Annotated in this window: 25 protein-coding genes; 11 read left to right on the top strand and 14 right to left on the bottom strand. The window is 35.7% G+C overall.

From position 1 onward, the window contains the following. Positions 1 to 67 precede the first annotated feature (67 nt). Positions 68 to 283: a spore germination protein gene (locus tag BAU23_RS01000; RefSeq protein WP_001110987.1), complete on the top strand. Its 216-nt coding sequence runs from the start codon at positions 68 to 70 to the stop codon at positions 281 to 283. A 169-nt stretch (positions 284 to 452) separates the two neighbouring features. Here the strand turns inward: BAU23_RS01000 and cydB are convergent, their stop codons facing one another. Then, a complete protein-coding gene (gene cydB, locus BAU23_RS00995; RefSeq protein ID WP_000017644.1) occupies positions 453 to 1,481 on the bottom strand; it encodes a cytochrome d ubiquinol oxidase subunit II in 1,029 nt (342 codons plus the stop codon). After that, a complete protein-coding gene (gene cydA / locus BAU23_RS00990; protein ID WP_001286170.1) occupies positions 1,471 to 2,820 on the bottom strand; it encodes a cytochrome ubiquinol oxidase subunit I in 1,350 nt (449 codons plus the stop codon). Before cydA ends, cydB begins: the two co-directional genes overlap by 11 nt. 223 nt (positions 2,821 to 3,043) lie before the next feature. On the opposite strand from cydA, the gene BAU23_RS00985 reads away from it, so the two are divergent. After that, positions 3,044 to 3,607 (top strand): beta-class carbonic anhydrase, encoded by a 564-nt coding sequence (locus BAU23_RS00985; RefSeq protein ID WP_000838167.1) that lies wholly within the window; start codon positions 3,044 to 3,046, stop codon positions 3,605 to 3,607. Here the strand turns inward: BAU23_RS00985 and yidD are convergent. Then, complete coding sequence (gene yidD, locus BAU23_RS00980) at positions 3,604 to 3,840, bottom strand: membrane protein insertion efficiency factor YidD (protein WP_000809328.1); 237 nt, start codon at positions 3,838 to 3,840, stop codon at positions 3,604 to 3,606. The two genes, BAU23_RS00985 and yidD, sit on opposite strands and share 4 nt — an antisense overlap. Positions 3,841 to 3,968: 128 nt before the next feature. Here yidD and luxS point away from each other — a divergent pair, with 128 nt between their 5' ends. Next, entirely contained in the window at positions 3,969 to 4,442 is a 474-nt protein-coding gene (gene luxS, locus BAU23_RS00975; protein ID WP_001141371.1) for an S-ribosylhomocysteine lyase LuxS, read from the top strand. A gap of 118 nt (positions 4,443 to 4,560) precedes the next feature. Here luxS and BAU23_RS00970 read toward each other — a convergent pair whose 3' ends face one another. The 6 genes from BAU23_RS00970 to ytzI all read right to left on the bottom strand — a co-directional run bounded on the left by BAU23_RS00970 (position 4,561) and on the right by ytzI (position 6,307). After that, positions 4,561 to 4,791: a YczI family protein gene (locus BAU23_RS00970; RefSeq protein WP_016130391.1), complete on the bottom strand. Its 231-nt coding sequence runs from the start codon at positions 4,789 to 4,791 to the stop codon at positions 4,561 to 4,563. Positions 4,792 to 4,802: 11 nt separating this feature from the next. Further along, entirely contained in the window at positions 4,803 to 5,042 is a 240-nt protein-coding gene (locus BAU23_RS00965; RefSeq protein ID WP_071733385.1) for a hypothetical protein, read from the bottom strand. A 28-nt stretch (positions 5,043 to 5,070) separates the two neighbouring features. Beyond that, complete coding sequence (locus BAU23_RS00960; RefSeq protein ID WP_000920677.1) at positions 5,071 to 5,304, bottom strand: DUF3953 domain-containing protein; 234 nt, start codon at positions 5,302 to 5,304, stop codon at positions 5,071 to 5,073. Between the two features lie 376 nt (positions 5,305 to 5,680). Further along, entirely contained in the window at positions 5,681 to 5,911 is a 231-nt protein-coding gene (locus tag BAU23_RS00950) for a YczI family protein (protein ID WP_071733381.1), read from the bottom strand. A 14-nt stretch (positions 5,912 to 5,925) separates the two neighbouring features. Then, positions 5,926 to 6,156 (bottom strand): DUF3953 domain-containing protein, encoded by a 231-nt coding sequence (locus tag BAU23_RS00945; protein WP_071733379.1) that lies wholly within the window; start codon positions 6,154 to 6,156, stop codon positions 5,926 to 5,928. A 1-nt stretch (position 6,157) separates the two neighbouring features. Continuing rightward, the gene (gene ytzI, locus BAU23_RS00940) at positions 6,158 to 6,307 is read right to left on the bottom strand and encodes a YtzI protein (RefSeq protein WP_000912964.1); all 150 of its coding nucleotides are present in this window, start codon (positions 6,305 to 6,307) and stop codon (positions 6,158 to 6,160) included. 83 nt (positions 6,308 to 6,390) lie between these two features. On the opposite strand from ytzI, the gene BAU23_RS00935 reads away from it, so the two are divergent. From BAU23_RS00935 to BAU23_RS00925, 3 genes are all read left to right on the top strand, one after another. Then, on the top strand, positions 6,391 to 6,708 hold the full coding sequence (locus BAU23_RS00935; protein WP_000428379.1) for a hypothetical protein: 318 nt from the start codon (positions 6,391 to 6,393) through the stop codon (positions 6,706 to 6,708). An 84-nt stretch (positions 6,709 to 6,792) separates the two neighbouring features. After that, complete coding sequence (gene mutTA / locus BAU23_RS00930) at positions 6,793 to 7,272, top strand: antimutator 8-oxo-(dGTP/GTP)ase (protein WP_000276383.1); 480 nt, start codon at positions 6,793 to 6,795, stop codon at positions 7,270 to 7,272. 112 nt (positions 7,273 to 7,384) lie between these two features. Continuing rightward, on the top strand, positions 7,385 to 7,921 hold the full coding sequence (locus tag BAU23_RS00925) for a DUF3267 domain-containing protein (RefSeq protein ID WP_000357375.1): 537 nt from the start codon (positions 7,385 to 7,387) through the stop codon (positions 7,919 to 7,921). Between the two features lie 244 nt (positions 7,922 to 8,165). On the opposite strand, the gene BAU23_RS00920 is transcribed toward BAU23_RS00925, so the two are convergent. Further along, a complete protein-coding gene (locus tag BAU23_RS00920) occupies positions 8,166 to 8,831 on the bottom strand; it encodes an HAD family hydrolase (protein WP_071733377.1) in 666 nt (221 codons plus the stop codon). A gap of 93 nt (positions 8,832 to 8,924) precedes the next feature. On the opposite strand from BAU23_RS00920, the gene BAU23_RS00915 reads away from it, so the two are divergent. Both BAU23_RS00915 and BAU23_RS00910 read left to right on the top strand, forming a co-directional pair. Continuing rightward, complete coding sequence (locus BAU23_RS00915) at positions 8,925 to 10,052, top strand: recombinase family protein (RefSeq protein WP_000661684.1); 1,128 nt, start codon at positions 8,925 to 8,927, stop codon at positions 10,050 to 10,052. 216 nt (positions 10,053 to 10,268) lie between these two features. Beyond that, on the top strand, positions 10,269 to 10,496 hold the full coding sequence (locus tag BAU23_RS00910) for a hypothetical protein (protein ID WP_000849114.1): 228 nt from the start codon (positions 10,269 to 10,271) through the stop codon (positions 10,494 to 10,496). Between the two features lie 34 nt (positions 10,497 to 10,530). Here the strand turns inward: BAU23_RS00910 and BAU23_RS00905 are convergent, their stop codons facing one another. The 3 genes from BAU23_RS00905 to BAU23_RS00895 are packed head-to-tail and all read right to left on the bottom strand — an operon-like array spanning position 10,531 to position 13,113. Beyond that, positions 10,531 to 11,337, bottom strand: a complete 807-nt coding sequence (locus BAU23_RS00905; protein ID WP_071733375.1) for an ABC transporter permease — start codon at positions 11,335 to 11,337, stop codon at positions 10,531 to 10,533. Continuing rightward, complete coding sequence (locus BAU23_RS00900; RefSeq protein ID WP_071733373.1) at positions 11,330 to 12,094, bottom strand: ABC transporter ATP-binding protein; 765 nt, start codon at positions 12,092 to 12,094, stop codon at positions 11,330 to 11,332. Before BAU23_RS00900 ends, BAU23_RS00905 begins: the two co-directional genes overlap by 8 nt. A gap of 11 nt (positions 12,095 to 12,105) precedes the next feature. Beyond that, positions 12,106 to 13,113: an ABC transporter substrate-binding protein gene (locus BAU23_RS00895; RefSeq protein WP_000733996.1), complete on the bottom strand. Its 1,008-nt coding sequence runs from the start codon at positions 13,111 to 13,113 to the stop codon at positions 12,106 to 12,108. Positions 13,114 to 13,233: 120 nt separating this feature from the next. On the opposite strand from BAU23_RS00895, the gene BAU23_RS00890 reads away from it, so the two are divergent. From BAU23_RS00890 to BAU23_RS00875, 3 genes are all read left to right on the top strand, one after another. Then, a complete protein-coding gene (locus tag BAU23_RS00890; RefSeq protein WP_000455565.1) occupies positions 13,234 to 13,530 on the top strand; it encodes a DUF3986 family protein in 297 nt (98 codons plus the stop codon). Positions 13,531 to 13,540: 10 nt separating this feature from the next. Next, positions 13,541 to 13,771 (top strand): hypothetical protein, encoded by a 231-nt coding sequence (locus tag BAU23_RS00885; protein ID WP_000229116.1) that lies wholly within the window; start codon positions 13,541 to 13,543, stop codon positions 13,769 to 13,771. A gap of 464 nt (positions 13,772 to 14,235) precedes the next feature. Continuing rightward, positions 14,236 to 14,796: a YwbE family protein gene (locus BAU23_RS00875; RefSeq protein ID WP_071733369.1), complete on the top strand. Its 561-nt coding sequence runs from the start codon at positions 14,236 to 14,238 to the stop codon at positions 14,794 to 14,796. Between the two features lie 41 nt (positions 14,797 to 14,837). Here the strand turns inward: BAU23_RS00875 and BAU23_RS00870 are convergent, their stop codons facing one another. Beyond that, entirely contained in the window at positions 14,838 to 16,091 is a 1,254-nt protein-coding gene (locus BAU23_RS00870) for a glycosyltransferase family 39 protein (protein WP_000932532.1), read from the bottom strand. Positions 16,092 to 16,175: the final 84 nt, after the last annotated feature.

The raw sequence follows: 16,175 nt of genomic DNA, 5'->3' as shown, positions 1-16,175 counted from the left end.
TGAAACATGCTATTTTTGTAGGCGATGTTCATAAAATAAAAGTAACGAAACGAAAGTAGGTGACAAAATGCCAGCTATTGTTGAAGGTGTTATTATTGAGAACTGTAACGGGACAATTAACTTAGGTGATAAATATAACGTACATCCGATTGAAAAAACGAAAGCTTATAACGGATCGGGATCTTCAAATACCGGATTAAATGTGAGGACATTCAGTGGTATTAGTACGGCAGATGTAATGGATAGCGATGTGTATGACCAAGTAATTCAATCTACGTTATAATTTTTATATGTAAAATTGCATAAATTGATGTGTTTGCCCTGTGATACAATTGAGCTGTGAGCTGTTAGTGATTCTTCTTTATCATAGTTGTTAGATTAGAAATGTAACACCTTATCGAAAATCATACGTATAAGAAAAAAGACACTTCGCTCGAAGTGTCTTTTTCATTTTAGTGATAGCCTTTAGCAGAGTCTTTATGAATCTTATCTTTAAATATGCTGTAGCTCCAAAGTTGATATCCAATAACGATTGGTACCATGACCATTGCAACGAAGAACATAATTTTTAAGTTTAATTCACTACCTGCTGCGTTGTATAACGTTGTGCTGTATGCGTCGTTAATACGTGATGGTAACATTCTTGGGAACATACCTGCAAAGCCAGTTGTCATAAACATTGCGATTGTTAAGCAAACGAATGTAAATGCAAGGCCGATTTTATGTTTGTACACCATAATAAGTGCGAGTACACTCATTAACATTGCAAGTACTGGAAGAATGAATAGTACAGGATATTCCGTAAAGTTTTGGAATAAGTTTGTGCGATTTGCAGTTGCCACATAGAAGATAGCTAAAATGATAGCAGCTGCCATTGAAAATGGCCTTGCGATTTTATAAGCGCGATCAGATACTTCACCAGTCGTTTTAATCATAACCCAAAGGGCACCAGATACGACGAATATAGCAGTGAAGAATAGACCACCTAAAATACCATAATGGTTTAGTAAGCTAAGTAAATTTCCTTCATAGCCATTTTTTCCAATTTGTAGTCCGTAATATAGGTTAGCGAATGTAACACCGAATAAGAAGGCGATTAGGAAACTACCAATTGTAAATGCCCATTTACAAGTTTTTTGCCAAATTGGCGAATCGTCTTTGTGCATAAATTCAAGTCCAGCAGCACGAGCAAATAGTGCAAGTAATACTAAAAATAGTGGTGTATATAGGTAACTAAACATATTTGCATATGTGATTGGGAAGGCAGCAAATGTTGCGCCACCAGCTGTAATTAACCATACTTCATTACCACCCCAGAACGGGCCGATAGCTTCTTGTAATTGATTTCGTTCTTGTCGGTCTTTCGCAACGAATGGGAAAATCATCCCGTTACCGAGTGCGTAGCCATCAAGAATGAAGTAAACTGTCCAAATTACGCCCCATAAACCGAACCAGATGATTGCAAGCATATCATGAGACATGAGCCGCACCTCCTTCAGTAGCAGGCTCTTCTAATGCAGCTGGTCCTTTTTTTGCGAACTTTAGCATTAAATATACGTCTGCAATTAAGAGTAGAGTGTAGAACAATATTAAACTAATTAATGAGAACCAAATTTGTGGAACTGATATAGGTGATACAGATTCTGCTGTACGCATTAGTTTATAAACTGTCCACGGTTGACGACCTACTTCAGCGACAATCCAACCAGCGTTAATTGCAATGTACGGAAGTAAGACAGACCACATTGTAATTTTTAAATAACGTTTTGAGTTTTCTAGTTTTCCTTTACGGTTTAAATAGAAACCGTACCAAGTTAATGCCATAAAGAACATGCCAAGTGCAACCATTAAGCGGAAGCTATAGTACACAAGGTTAACGTTTGGACGATCTTCTTTCGGAATATCTTTTAAACCAACAATTTCTCCATCAAATGAGTTTGTATAGAAGAAACTTCCGAGTTTTGGAATTGTAAGTAGTTCAAAGTTCTTTTCATTTTTTACATCAGGAATTTGAATGATTGAGAAACCTTGTCCTTTTCCAGTTTCCCAAACTGCTTCCATAGCAGCTCCTTTTGCTGGTTGATACTTAGCTGCTGATACACCGGATTGATGTCCCATAAAAGGCGTAACAGTTGCGGCGAATAAGCCTAACATTAAACCAAACTTAAATGACTTTTTGAAGAATTCCACTTCATTTTTACGTAGTAAATGATATGCACTAATTGCCATAACGAAGAAAGCACCGACAATATAACAACCAATTACAGTATGGAAGAACATATTCCAAGCGTATGGGTTTGTAACGAGTGCCCAGAAATCATTTAATTCAGCGCGGCCGTTACGTACGACGTAGCCAACAGGATTTTGCATAAATCCGTTTGCTGTAATAATCCAAAGAGCAGAAATGTTTGTTCCAAGTGCAACCATCCACATACAGAAGGCACGGAACTTTGGTGAAATTTTGTCTTTACCGAATAACCATATTCCCATGAAAGTAGATTCTAAGAAGAAGGCAACGAGTGCTTCAATTGCGAGAGGTGATCCGAAAATATCTCCCATATATTTGGAGTACTCAGACCAGTTTGTGCCAAACTGGAATTCCATCGTAATCCCGGTTATAATCCCCATTACGAAGTTAATTGTAAATAATTTCCCCCAGAAATTTGCCATTTTGCGATATGTTGGATTCAATGTGCGGGCGTATTGAGTTTCCATACATGCCACTAAAATAACAAGTCCGATTGTCAAAGGTACAAATAAAAAGTGATAAAAAATAGTAATTGCAAATTGAAAACGACTCAGTAACAGAACGTCGGACATAATAAATATTCACTCCTTTTTACATTATCTACAGTTAGTTTATAGTGAGAATAGAAGTAAAGTATGTGTGACTTGTTACAAAGCTGTGTGTATATTTTGAAAGAATTATGGCGGTTATCTGAAAATATATTGCTTTTACAATAAAACAATATCCTTTTTGAGTTTTTCATATTTTGGTACACTATATATGTAGTGTAAATGAGAGAAAAGAGGGTTTTTAACTATGAAGTCATTAGAAGAGATTTTACAATACAATGAAAAGTTCGTTGAAGAGAAAAAATACGAAGAGTATGAAACAGGAAAATTTCCAAATAAAAAAATGGTAATTATCTCTTGTATGGATACACGTCTTGTTGAACTATTACCGAAAGCAATGAATATGCGTAACGGTGATGTGAAAATTATTAAAGTAGCAGGTGCTGTTATTTCACATCCATTCGGAAGTATTATGCGTAGTATTTTAGTTGCTGTATACGAACTTGGTGCTGATGAAGTTTGTGTAGTTGGCCACCATGATTGCGGTATGGCTAAAATTCAAGCGAGCAGTACAATCGAGAAGATGAAAGAGCGCGGTATTACAGAAGAGAAATTAGATACACTTCGTTATTCTGGAATCGATTTAGAAAGATTCCTACAAGGATTCTCTAGTGTAGAAGAAAGTGTAGAACATAGCGTATCAATACTTCGCAACCATCCGTTACTTCCTGAAGAAGTACCTGTTCACGGTCTTGTTATAGATCCTGACACAGGAAAATTAGATTTAGTTGTGAATGGTTACGACAATTAAGAATTTACTTTGTCATCCTTTTTATCTGGGACAGGATCAAATCCTCCTGGATGGAAAGGGTGGCATTTTAATATACGCTTACATGTAAGCCAAAATCCTTTGAGTGCACCATGTTTTTGAAACGCTTCTAATCCATAATGAGAACAAGTTGGATGAAAGCGGCATGTTGGTGGTGTCATTGGAGAAATGAACTTTTGATAAAAGCGTATAATACCGATAAAAATCTGTTTCATAATGGTCTCCTTTTCAGCATAGTCTTAAAGTATTATAGCACGACCGTACATAATTCTTTACTAATGTCGATTTCCGTTATATCATATTGGATATAACGGAATTAAATTAAAAGCGGGAGAGATGTTATATGCCATCAGTAGAAAGCTTTGAATTAGATCATACAATTGTAAAAGCGCCTTATGTAAGACATTGCGGAGTCCATAATGTAGGTAGTGACGGTATTGTAAATAAATTTGATATTCGTTTTTGCCAACCGAATAAACAAGCAATGAAACCAGATGTTATTCATACGTTAGAGCATTTATTAGCATTTAATTTACGTAAATATATTGATCGTTATCCGCATTTTGATATTATCGATATTTCACCGATGGGCTGCCAAACAGGGTATTATCTTGTAGTAAGCGGGACACCGACAGTTCGTGAAATCATTGATTTATTAGAACTAACATTAAAAGATGCGGTTCAAATTACAGAAATTCCAGCTGCAAATGAAACACAGTGTGGCCAAGCGAAGCTTCACGATTTAGAAGGAGCACAACGCTTAATGAACTTCTGGTTGAGCCAAGATAAAGATGAACTTGAGAAAGTGTTTGGATAAAATGATACTTTAATCAGTGGGTGAGAGTCTTATTGCCTACAAATAGAGGGATAAAAAGGAAAACTGCCTGTGAAAGGGCAGTTTTTTTATTTTACTAAGAGAAAACTTGCTCTTCTTTTTATGGAAGTATACTAGACACCCCAACATATAAAATAAAGGCAGAACTGAGAAAATAAACAAATGCTTTAGCTTTTTGCTGTTGTTTTACTTCATCAATTCCAAAAAGGATAAACATAATACTTAAAAGGATAAATACGAATGGTAAAAGCATAGAGAAGTTTGCAAAGAGGTTAAGTAGGGCGAGAATGAGGGCAATCGTTGCTAGTATAATTCGAATGTTTTTTAACATATAATCCTCCTTTAGAAGAACAGCATAAATGGACTAACAAAAACAATCGTAAAAAGACTTAAACCGATGCTAATAGTTCCAATTTGTTTTTGCTGTTTTTGAATCGTCTCAACTCCTACTAAAATGCCATATAAACTAAAGAGGAACGAAATGATAGGTGAAAAGATTTGAAAGTTCATTGTAAATGCGCTGTATAAACATAGAAGTAAAGTAATAAAAACGATGATGAGTTGTATTTGTCTAATGTGCATTTTAGCCCTCCTTAGTAGAAAGAGATAGTTATCGAGAGAAAATAATAATAACAGCAACGATTAAAGTGAATATGCCGGAAAAGAAGGAGAGTGTACTATGTACTTTCTTTTGTTTCTGTTTTTCTTCTGCGCTCATGATGAAAGCCATAATAGATAAGGCGATGAGCATATAAGGCATTGTAATAAGCGCGTTTGTAAACATTCCGGATAGAGCGAGAGCGATGACGATAAGAGCGGATATAATGCGAAAGGTTTTTAGCATACTATTCTCCACCTTTTTCGTTTTTTTATTGTCCTCGAATGTATTACCTGTCCGAAAAAGAAAAATTGGTGAAAATAATCGTCAATAGGTGATTAAAAGTACATGTTACCTTTAGCGAAAGTAGATCGATATTAAAACGAAGAACATAAGACTAGAAACGAAAAAATACGGGATACTCATTGATTTCCGTCCGGATTTCAGTTCATTAATTCCCATAAGAATAAAGAAACAACTGAAAGTAAATTGTATGTATGGGAGAATTGTGAAATTATCGGTAATAAGAGAATAAGTGCAAAGGGAGAGTATGAGGAGCATGAAAAGCATGAGAAAAATCCGTAATCTAGTTAGCGTTGTATACCTCCTTTCAATAGACTATTTAACGAAATAGTTCTGAGAATCCAATTAATAAAGCACCAGCTCCAGCCATGAAAGCAAGTATGTTGCTAGATTGTCTATGTTTTTTTATTTCTTCTACACCTATAGTGAAAGCCATAGCCCCTAAGAAAATGAACATGTAAGGCATAATGTCTCTGTTACCACTAATAAAACTATAGATTGCGATAGATAAAGCGATAAGTGAAAAAGTAATTCGAACTCCTTTTAACATAAAGGCCCCTCCTTCTATTTGATATAGGTAATGATGAGGACAATCCAAGAGAAAGCCCCAGCAGCAATACAAATAAATCCGGTTCCTGAATCCTTTTTCTTTATTTGTTCAATTGCGATGAGAAACATTAAAGCTCCTAATAGAAATTGTGAAAGTGGTAAAAAGCTATTTTGACCTGTATAGAGCCCAATTGCCGACATAATTATCACAGTGAGTGCGATTACGATGCGAAGTATACGAAGCATACTATGAGTCCTCCTTATTATTTTTCGAGTAAGGGTTATCTTCGGGATTATCAACAGAATGTTTATATGCATAGCCTTTATTAATCGTCATGACGGAGAGTACTAATACGATCAGTACGATTATAATGCCGATAACTAATATTTTGAGCATAAAATCCCTCCTTTTCTTTATTTTACATAATTTTGTAATTGATGAAAACAATAGAAAATAAAAGGATGAAAGAAGGGTGTTACATGGAGAATAAAAAAACATATTATATATCAGTTGGAAATGGTCAAATTTCACAAGTGAAGACGGCGGACACGTATAACTTTGAAATTTATGCAAGTGACGAGGAAATTACAAAGTTAAGAGAGTATTTTGATCAAGCATATGAAGAAGATCTAGGTTCGTTTGTACGCTCCCACGTTCCATTCGTTGAGTATCATCATGATTCAAATAATGATCGATATGATGAACAACTACAAGAAGCATATAAAATGATTTATGATTTAGGAAATCATGAAACGAAAGAATTAGTCGCGCAAATGGGAATAATCAATGGATTATAATTGGATAATATTATGCAGAAAAGCGAGAATATGCTACAATTTGTGGTAGGGAAAGCTTGTAACCATCAATAGGGGAGTAATGGCATGTACAAATTTAAAGATTATTACCACAACACTGTACAATTATCGTTTGAACGTTACCCATTTTCTCCTGAGCCAAAGCATGTTTGGGTTGTATGCCGGTACGGGGATCAATGGTTATTAACACATCATTTACGCCGCGGTCTTGAATTTCCAGGTGGTAAAGTAGAACTCGGGGAAACACCGGAAGAAGCGGCAGTTCGAGAAGTTCATGAGGAAACCGGCGGCATAGTTTCTGATTTAACTTACTTAGGACAATATAAAGTATCCGGAAAAGACAAAATAATCATTAAAAACATTTATTTTGCAACAATTAGTGCGGTAGAAGCACATACGCATTACGAAGAAACGAAAGGATCTGTTTTATTAACAGACATTCCTGATAACATTAAAACGGATAGAAAATTTAGCTTTATTATGCGCGATGATGTATTAGCGCGTACGATGAAACATATAGAAGAAATCGGCTGTTTTACGAAGTAAAATGGCCGATTTCTTTTTTTGTGTTTAAGAATAAATGTAAATATATCTTTACATATTTTTGGGTGTATTATACAATTTTGTAAATATATATTTACATTTTAGGAGGGGAAAGATGGATAAAGGAAAAGAAACGACTGTTGCTGTTTCGATGGTTAAATTAAATTTATATGCATTTCTTATAATATTTGTTTTGGCATTTGGAATTAGTTTTTTGCATGCACTTCTTTCAGGCGGGATTCAAGTTGAAATTACGTTACCAACTGTGTTTCTTTTTATTAGCGCAATGATTGTTCTCGTTTGTATTCATGAAGCGATACATTTAATAGGGTTTCGCTATATCGGAGGTGTTCCGTGGAGTGAACTAAAATGGGGCGTCAATTGGAAATTAGGTGTTGCATATGCTCATTCTAAACAGGTGATTACAGTAAAGCAAATGAAGAAAGTGTTAATGCTTCCGTTTTTACCAACTGGAATTTTACCAATTGTATTGGGATTAGCTATGAATTTTCAAGCACTCTCATTTTTAGGGATTCTACTAACAGCAGGTTGTATTGGTGACATTGCCCTATATCAAAAGGTCTCAAAATTTCCAGACGATGCACTTGTTAAAGATCATCCGAGTAAACCGCAGTTTACAGTATATGAATAATAAAGGAAGAGGAGGCGTCTTGAAAAATGGCCTCTTTTTTGTTTGTCAGCTTTTGTCGGTAAGTCGACACGCCTTGTCGAATCGCCGATAAATTCGAAAAATCGCTCATAAAATTTCATTTACTATTGCCTTGTTTTTATCCCACTATTTGCGGGCAGTAAAACTCCCACCTCAAAATTCGGCTAGAGCCAAAAAGTTAGGTGGGAAGCCCTGCTGCCCGTAAACTCCCACTGATTATTAGCCTTCACGTTATCTCCGCCTCTAAAAACGAAAGAACCTCTAATAAATTATCTACCACACGTGAATGTTCAAAGTCACCCCAAAATAAATCTCTCTTCCAAACGCCAAGAATCCCTACTTGTTCAGAACCAAGCACATCGTTTTCTGGGTGATCTCCAACGTAAAGACATTCTTCTGCTTTAACATTTAGCTTTTGCAAAGCACGTTCGAAAATTTCTCGGTGTGGTTTCTTAATTCCTTCCGCTTCTGAAACAAGAATTATGTTTGTATACGTATGTATGTTTAGTGCTCGAAGGTTGTTCATTTGGAAATCAGTAAAGCCGTTTGTAATAATGCCGATTTTTATATTTTGCTGCGTTAGTCGTTGAAGTAATTCATGCATGTTTGGGAAAGGAGTGCAGTGATGTTGAAAGTTTGTAATGTAGTCATACAGCAGTTGCTCTGGTGTTAAAGTAGTAATGTTGTATTCGCAAAGGAGAGTAGCATATACTTTATCTTTCCACGTATATCCATTATTATCGAGTTCAAGAAAACGAGAGCAATACTCGGCTTGTTCAATGTTCGTAAAGTGAAGGGAAAAGCGATTGTATTGGTCATGAATAAATCGCTCTAAAGATTGATGCCGATCTAATAGTGTCCCATCCAAATCGAATAGCACCGCACGAATCATATGTAACCTCCTCAAAGTTTTTATAAATAATTATCGCATATTCGTTGGAAAATGATTATCATATTTTTGTAGGCTGTAATGACGGAGGGGCAAATGAAAGAACTATATGGGAAATTAGTTTGTTTTATCATTTCAATTGGTTTAGTGGCTGGATGTGATATGGCGGAGCAAACTTCGAAAAGAGAGAAAAAAGATGTATGCGAAACGACAGAAGAATGCACACAAATAGGCGATAATAAGCTTCAGAAAGTATATAAAAAGATAGATGGACTTTCAGAACTTGAAGTACTAGAGGATTATGATTTAGAAGGAAGTTCAAGTAATGATATGAAAGAAGCGGAAATGAAAAAAGAGGATGATGAAAATTATTTCTTTTTAGCTTCTTATTATATTGATGGTGATGAAATTGTAGACCCTTATTTCGATAAACTAGATCGCAAACAATTGAATAAGGCTTTCGCTGAAGATAAAGAAGCGAAAGAAGAGGTGCTGATACAACGTCAAGATAGAGGGTATCATCAGTCGTTATGGGATATGTACAGTACTCTTATTCCAGCTAAGTATCGTACTGACATAAAAGAGTTTGATATGGTAACGGATGGATACGATGGAATTGTGGCTCATGTTATGCCAAGTATGGAGTATCCGAAAGAGTGGGTTCTTAGTTTAGATACGCTTGATTCTGCAGTAAATATTGATCAAGTGATGAAAACATTAATTCATGAGACGGCTCACGTATTGACGCTGGGGCATAAACAAATACCAGTAAATGAAAAGTACTTAAAGGCTTTTGAAGAAGATAAAGATATTTCATCATACCAAAATAAATGTAAATCGCTTTTCTTACAAGAAGGATGTGCGAAGGAGAGCTCTTATATAAATCAATTCCATAATTTGTTCTGGAAACCAATTGAGCAGGAGTGGACAGAGAAGAAAGTGGAAGAAAGCGAAGAAGCTCAAATTGAATTCTTTAAGGAAAAGCATGATGAGTTTGTTTCACTGTATGGAACGACAAATGTAGCAGAGGATATTGCGGATACATTTACAGCGTTTATATTACAAGATTCAAAAAAGGTGAAAGAAGGATCAGAATTAAAATATAAAAAAATTGCTTTCTTCTATCAATTCCCTGAACTTGTGAAAATGAGAGCGGAAGTGTTAGCAGGATTATATGATGTTTCGAAAACGATAGAACAACAAAGTGGACACGAAGGCGATTGATGTGTTCGATATATGTTAGCCAAGGGAAAACGTGAAGAATTTTACTTCTTTGCGTTTCTTTATATTTATAAAATTGAAAATTCTGTCTTTTTAAAAAAAGAAGAAGGAACTGAAGCTTTAAAATAGAATTAGTATAAAAATGTCACAAATTAGACACAATTATAATGCGCATATTATAGGGGCTATAAGTTTACTCTCGAGGAGGTAATGAAGCGTATGAAAACGATTCTTGCGGTTGCTGGTCTCATTTGGGTAATGTCTCACGGTTTTCCGATTTTTGAAGGAGAGCAAATTCGTAGTGCATTAAATAAGGAGTTTAATGATTATCATATTATTGATCGAAAAGATAATGTCGTTACAGTACGTGTGAAAGATTGTTTCCATACAGTTACGGTTGCGAATGGAAACGTTACAAATGAATCAAAAATGTGCGATAAAAGATAAAAGAAAGAAGCTGACTCTGGCGTATCGCTCTAAGTCAGCTTTTTTTTCGTTTTCCGATAAGGAGTTTTTCAAACGCCTCGACAAATACATACATAAGAGTTGCGAGGAAGCAAGTGAGCAATACACTGAGCAAGACGAGTGTGAAGTTAAAGACTTGGAATCCATAGCTAATTAAATAGCCAAGTCCTTGTTTAGAAACGAGGAGTTCCCCAAAAATAACACCGACCCATGATAAGCCAACATTCACTTTTAATGTTGAAATAATTGCAGGGAAAGATGAAGGGAGAATAACGTGCGTATAGCATTGCCATTTATTTGCGCCAAATGTGTCCATGACCTTTATATAGTTGGAATCGACTTCTTGGAATGCGCTGTAAATAACGAGAATGGTAATGATGATGGAGATGATTACTCCCATTGCGATAGAAGATGAAATGTTTGGACCAAAAATAACAATGATAATTGGGCCGAGTGCAACTTTTGGCATTGCATTTAGGACAACGAGATAAGGATCAAGTACGCGGGCTAAAAGTGGCATCCACCAAAGGAAGGTAGCAATAATAGCTCCGAGTACAGTTCCGAGAATAAAACCTACTCCGGTTTCCAGTAATGTCGTCCATATGTGAATCCAAAGTGAACCGTCAATCCATTTCGTTAAGAAGAGATCCCAAATGCTCGAAGGGGAGCTAAAGAGTAAAGGATCAATCCACTCCTTTTTACTAGCTATTTCCCATAGTGCAAAAAAGAGGATTAGCAGTAAAAGCTGTAAAGAACGTGCTAACCATGCGCGCCTGCGTTCTTTTTTCCGAAACTGTTCATGTAGTTGTTTTATATTATCCAAGTCGTTCCAACTCCTTCCATATTTCTTGGAAGAGGGATGGGAAGTCATGGTGTTGGCGTGCTTCTAACGGTGATAAGGAACGAATACTTTCTGGGACAATGAACGTTTTTGCAATTTTTCCAGGGTTCGCCTGCAGTAAATAAATACGATCACTCATCGCGATTGCTTCTTCAATATCGTGTGTCACGAGTAGAGATGTTTTTTTATAGTTACGTAATAATGTGAAGACGAGATCTTCTAGTTTTAACTTTGTTTGATAATCGAGTGCGGAAAATGGTTCATCCAGCAATAAAATTTTTGGATCGGTCGCTAACGTTCGAACGAGTGCTGCACGTTGGCGCATACCGCCGGATAGTTCGCGAGGATATTGCTGTTCTATATCATGCAGACCGACTTGTTGCAAAAGCTTTAATGTATGTTCTTTCGTATATTCGTCATAAATCTTCCGAATATGAAGTCCGAGCATAATGTTTTCTTCAATTGTTTTCCATGGAAACAAGTAATCTTGCTGGAGCATATAGCCCATTGATGGGGTCTTAGTTGTAATCGGTTTACCATCTAAAAATACGATACCTTCAATTGGATCAAGTAGCCCTGCAATGATGGAGAGGAGTGTTGTTTTTCCGCAACCACTCGGACCAAGAATAGAAATAAACTCTCCTTCTTCTACTTGTAAACTCATATCTTCAAGAATAAGTTTGGCATTTTCTTTTGCAAAAAAGCAGTGAGAAACGTTACGTATTTGTAAAAAGCTCATACACTTCGCCTCTATTTCTTAATAACGCTTTCGGCAATTTTTGTATTGACGAGCGTTTCATGTGGAACTTCTTTTTGTAATTCCCCAGATTCTTTCATAATCGTTTGGAGCTGTTTCCATTCAGAAGCATCTAATAATGGATTTGTCGCATAAGAATGTTGTTTTTTGTAGCGCTCAATTACTTTCACTGAAATGTCTTTTGAAGTGTCTTTAAATAGTGGTGAAACAGCATTGGCAATCTCTTCTGGACTATGAGTATCAACCCATTGCTGCGCTTTATATAGTGCGCGCGTGAATTTTTCAGCAGCAGCTTTATCTTTCTTTAAGAAACTTTCTTTTGCCATAAACGTTGTATACGGAACAGTGCCAGATTCAGCTCCAAAAGACGCGACGATATAACCTTTTCCCTCTTTTTCCAGTATACTTGCAGTCGGTTCAAAGAGCTGTACAAATTCTCCCGTACCAGATGAAAAGGCATTTGCAATATTAGCAAACTCAATATTTTGAATTAAGTTTGTATCTTTGTGTGGATCAATGCCATTTTTCTTCAAAACGTATTCTCCAACCATTTGTGGCATGCCGCCTTTACGCTGTCCTAAAAATGTAACGCCTTTTACGTCATTCCAATTAAAAGAATCTAATTTTTTACGAGAAACTAAAAATGTGCCATCTGTTTGTGTAAGTTGGGCAAAATTAATGACAGGATCTTTTGCTCCTTGTTGATGAACATAAATGGACGTTTCTGAACCAACAAGCGCAATATCAATTCCGCCGGATAAAAGGGTGGTCATCGTTTTATCTCCGCCAGCTGTTGTTTGTAAGTCAATATTTAAACCTTCATCTTTAAAAAATCCTTTTTCAATTCCAACATATAATGGTGCGTAGAAAAGAGAGTGGGTAACTTCGCCAACGCGAATTTTTTGATCTTGTTCTTTCGTACTATCCTTTGTACTACTACAAGCAACGAATGTGAAAACAGCTAGTAACATGATGCAAAAAACGGTAATTAATTTTTTCACTATATGACACCTCCTAGAAGTCAATCTACAAGCATAATATGTAGGTAAGTGCCCATATGTGAGTAGAGATAGCAGGAATTTTTTGGATAGTAAAGAAGTACAAATATAAGGGGTGATAAAATGGAGTATGAATACGACGATAGCGTTCATTTGCATCTTGATTATTTCGGAGCTGAAGGTGATATGGAATCGATTGCTTATAAGAGGAAGCATGAAGACGTATGGGATGTATATTTTAATTTCGGAGTATACGGTATCCAGAAAGATGATGTAGAGGCAGGGATGTTTATGGACGAATATGCTGGTTATTACGTTTTTTCTGTACATGCTCGTGATTTGAGCTGGGAATTTGGAAGTGCTCAGTTTGAGGAATGGGTTTTGAAGAACCATATAGTAGAAAAAGCGCTTCAAAAATAGGAGGAATTTCGTGGTTGAATTTCTCATCTTATTGTTTATTTGCGTAACTGGAATTTATATCATGCAAGTGCTCATTTACCGATTCGCAAAGAAAAATATTCATAAATACAAAAGGTTGAAATTGGTTCATATGTGGCTAGATATGACTATGAAAAAGGGTCCGAGATTAGATTTGTTTGATTTTGTACTTATAGTAATTGTAAGTATCATTTGGAAAATATGGATGCTTCCTCTTGTATAGTAAACATACTAATCATCCTATCTTAATAAATAACGAAAAGAACCTGTCATATGACAGGTTCTTTTCTATAATAATAATAGTTTTCCGAAACTTGTGCCGACAAGTAAAACCGCACTTGCAAAAATTATAGTAAAGATTATTTGTTTCTTTTTATAATTAAAAATGGTAATTGCTAAAAAGGAAAAGAGGATAAGGGTATGAGAAAACAATCCAAGTTCTAACGGCTTGTGAGAAATAATTTGAATGAAGAATGGAACATATAGTATGAAATAAATAATGAGGAACATGATTTATGGAAACGAGATTATATGTGTATTCATATTGTCCCCCTTTTTTCCAATTGTAGCATGTAGTGTTACATGGGAAATCCAATGTATACGACAAATTACGACAAATGGGTTCATACATATTTGTTATTCTATTAAAGGTCATTATTTGTAATGTATATATAGGAGGATTTTTTAATGTTAAAGAAATTATTATTATTTTTACTTACGGGCTTATGTGTAGTTGTTTTAACAGCTTGTAAAGATGAAGAGGACAAGCTGAAGGCAACGGAAGAACAGAAAATAGATGAGAAGAAGGTTGAAGAAGATAAGAGGGTAGAAGAGGAAAGTAAACAAGAAGAGCAGCAAAGAGTAGAAGAAGAAAAGCGTAAGCAAGAAGAACAACAAAGAGTAGAAGAAGAGAAACGTAAGCAAGAAGAACAACAAAGAGTAGAAGAAGAGAAACGTAAACAAGAAGAGCAAAGACGTGTACAAGAGCAGCAGAAGATTCAGCAACAACAGTCTGCACAACAAGAGAGAACACAGAAACAAGAAAAAACAACACAAGCAACGGGTGGGAAGCCGACAAAATCACAAATTTCGGTCGGTTCCCATGTAGTTATCCAATTAGATAAAGATTATAGTAAAACTGTGAGCGGTGTTGTGAAAGATATTTTAACAAACACGGAAACACATACGTACGGAATTAAAGTTCGATTACAAGATGGACAAATTGGCCGTGTTCAAAGTGTTGGGTAAATAAAAAAGAGGTCGTCCATCTTTGGACGACCTCTTTTTTATTATGCTTGGCTAGTGCGGAAAAATGGAAGCTTCTGCACAGCGTAAACTAACCCATATGCAAGAATTAAGCACATAAGAGGGTTAATGAAAAATCCGTAGCGATTAATTGCTAAGAATAAGTTAGAGAAGATGATGTAAATAATAGAACTTGCTACTAGCATCATAACGCGTTTATGTTTAAATGAATTTAGCATGAAGCAGAAGCTGCTCAAGAATGTACCGATGATAAAGACTCTATGACACATTTGTATAAAGTTATGAATACGGTATTGGTCTACAGCAGGAGCTGTTTTGAATAATTCAATTGTTTTACCGACAGTGAACCAAGAGAACCAGTATGTGAAGTCCGTTTTAAATCCATTTTTGATTAAATCTTTTGCGTATGCCTCTTTATCATCTAAGCCTTGAGCTTTCATTTGATTAACTACATTTTCATAGCCAATTTTGTTAAATGGATCTGCACCGGCAATTAATGGGTCTGCACCTTGCGTTGAGAATAAGATAAATTGATTGAATGCTAAATAGTTACGGACAACCCAGGCCCCGATAATAAGGAACGGACCAATAATCCATAATAATCCAATTCGAATGGAGTCTTTAAATCCATATGTGAACAAGACGACCAGGACAGGAATAAGCATCATTGGAGCTGGGTTTGGACGGAACATAAGTAAAATAGCAACAACAATTCCAAACCATATATGGAATTTTGTTTTATTGTATTTCCATGCGAGAACAAATACATACACGCTTAATGATAATAAGAATATTGAAGGAACTTCTGTTAGTAATGTACGGAAGTATGTATAGTTACTTGGATAAATAGCATATAAAATACTTGCGACAATTCCATAAATATTCTTTTCAAATAACTCTTTTCCTATTAAGAATACTAATAACACTGTGCCGAGGTTCAGTATCATATTAATGACAGTTGCCACGTAATAGTAAGGAAGTGATGTAACATCAGAAATAATCATGGCGCCAGCTAATAATAGCGGCTGACCTGGTGTGATGTATGCATTTTTTCCAGGCACTTCACTAGGTTCTAAATAAACATAGCCAAATACACCATGTTTTAATAATTGTTCGGCTGTTAACGAATAGTTAAAGGCATCATTTGCGCCATATGTTACTTTGACTAACTCTCCATCTAATCCTGGCTGTTTTACTAGACAAAAAACGTGCAGTAGGAAAGAAAGCGCCAAAATTGCATATACCGCTTTAGGTAGATTTTTAAACTTATTTAGCAAAAATGAGCATCCCCTTTTTTATTATTTCTTTCGTATTTTCATGATAAAACCCTAATAGTATTAAGGTTTTCCAAAACATAGTTA

It is taken from the genome of Bacillus nitratireducens, from assembly GCF_001884135.1.
GTDB classification, from domain to species: domain Bacteria; phylum Bacillota; class Bacilli; order Bacillales; family Bacillaceae_G; genus Bacillus_A; species Bacillus_A nitratireducens.
This window is presented reverse-complemented; position numbering and strand designations above follow the sequence as displayed.

Coding starts and splice junctions, on each gene's coding strand:
- BAU23_RS01000 (WP_001110987.1), top strand. CDS start 68: ATGCCAGCTATTGTTGAAGGTGTTATTATTGAGAACTGTAACGGGACA.
- cydB (WP_000017644.1), bottom strand. CDS start 1,481: ATGTCTCATGATATGCTTGCAATCATCTGGTTCGGTTTATGGGGCGTA.
- cydA (WP_001286170.1), bottom strand. CDS start 2,820: ATGTCCGACGTTCTGTTACTGAGTCGTTTTCAATTTGCAATTACTATT.
- BAU23_RS00985 (WP_000838167.1), top strand. CDS start 3,044: ATGAAGTCATTAGAAGAGATTTTACAATACAATGAAAAGTTCGTTGAA.
- yidD (WP_000809328.1), bottom strand. CDS start 3,840: ATGAAACAGATTTTTATCGGTATTATACGCTTTTATCAAAAGTTCATT.
- luxS (WP_001141371.1), top strand. CDS start 3,969: ATGCCATCAGTAGAAAGCTTTGAATTAGATCATACAATTGTAAAAGCG.
- BAU23_RS00970 (WP_016130391.1), bottom strand. CDS start 4,791: ATGTTAAAAAACATTCGAATTATACTAGCAACGATTGCCCTCATTCTC.
- BAU23_RS00965 (WP_071733385.1), bottom strand. CDS start 5,042: ATGCACATTAGACAAATACAACTCATCATCGTTTTTATTACTTTACTT.
- BAU23_RS00960 (WP_000920677.1), bottom strand. CDS start 5,304: ATGCTAAAAACCTTTCGCATTATATCCGCTCTTATCGTCATCGCTCTC.
- BAU23_RS00950 (WP_071733381.1), bottom strand. CDS start 5,911: ATGTTAAAAGGAGTTCGAATTACTTTTTCACTTATCGCTTTATCTATC.
- BAU23_RS00945 (WP_071733379.1), bottom strand. CDS start 6,156: ATGCTTCGTATACTTCGCATCGTAATCGCACTCACTGTGATAATTATG.
- ytzI (WP_000912964.1), bottom strand. CDS start 6,307: ATGCTCAAAATATTAGTTATCGGCATTATAATCGTACTGATCGTATTA.
- BAU23_RS00935 (WP_000428379.1), top strand. CDS start 6,391: ATGGAGAATAAAAAAACATATTATATATCAGTTGGAAATGGTCAAATT.
- mutTA (WP_000276383.1), top strand. CDS start 6,793: ATGTACAAATTTAAAGATTATTACCACAACACTGTACAATTATCGTTT.
- BAU23_RS00925 (WP_000357375.1), top strand. CDS start 7,385: ATGGATAAAGGAAAAGAAACGACTGTTGCTGTTTCGATGGTTAAATTA.
- BAU23_RS00920 (WP_071733377.1), bottom strand. CDS start 8,831: ATGATTCGTGCGGTGCTATTCGATTTGGATGGGACACTATTAGATCGG.
- BAU23_RS00915 (WP_000661684.1), top strand. CDS start 8,925: ATGAAAGAACTATATGGGAAATTAGTTTGTTTTATCATTTCAATTGGT.
- BAU23_RS00910 (WP_000849114.1), top strand. CDS start 10,269: ATGAAAACGATTCTTGCGGTTGCTGGTCTCATTTGGGTAATGTCTCAC.
- BAU23_RS00900 (WP_071733373.1), bottom strand. CDS start 12,094: ATGAGCTTTTTACAAATACGTAACGTTTCTCACTGCTTTTTTGCAAAA.
- BAU23_RS00890 (WP_000455565.1), top strand. CDS start 13,234: ATGGAGTATGAATACGACGATAGCGTTCATTTGCATCTTGATTATTTC.
- BAU23_RS00875 (WP_071733369.1), top strand. CDS start 14,236: ATGTTAAAGAAATTATTATTATTTTTACTTACGGGCTTATGTGTAGTT.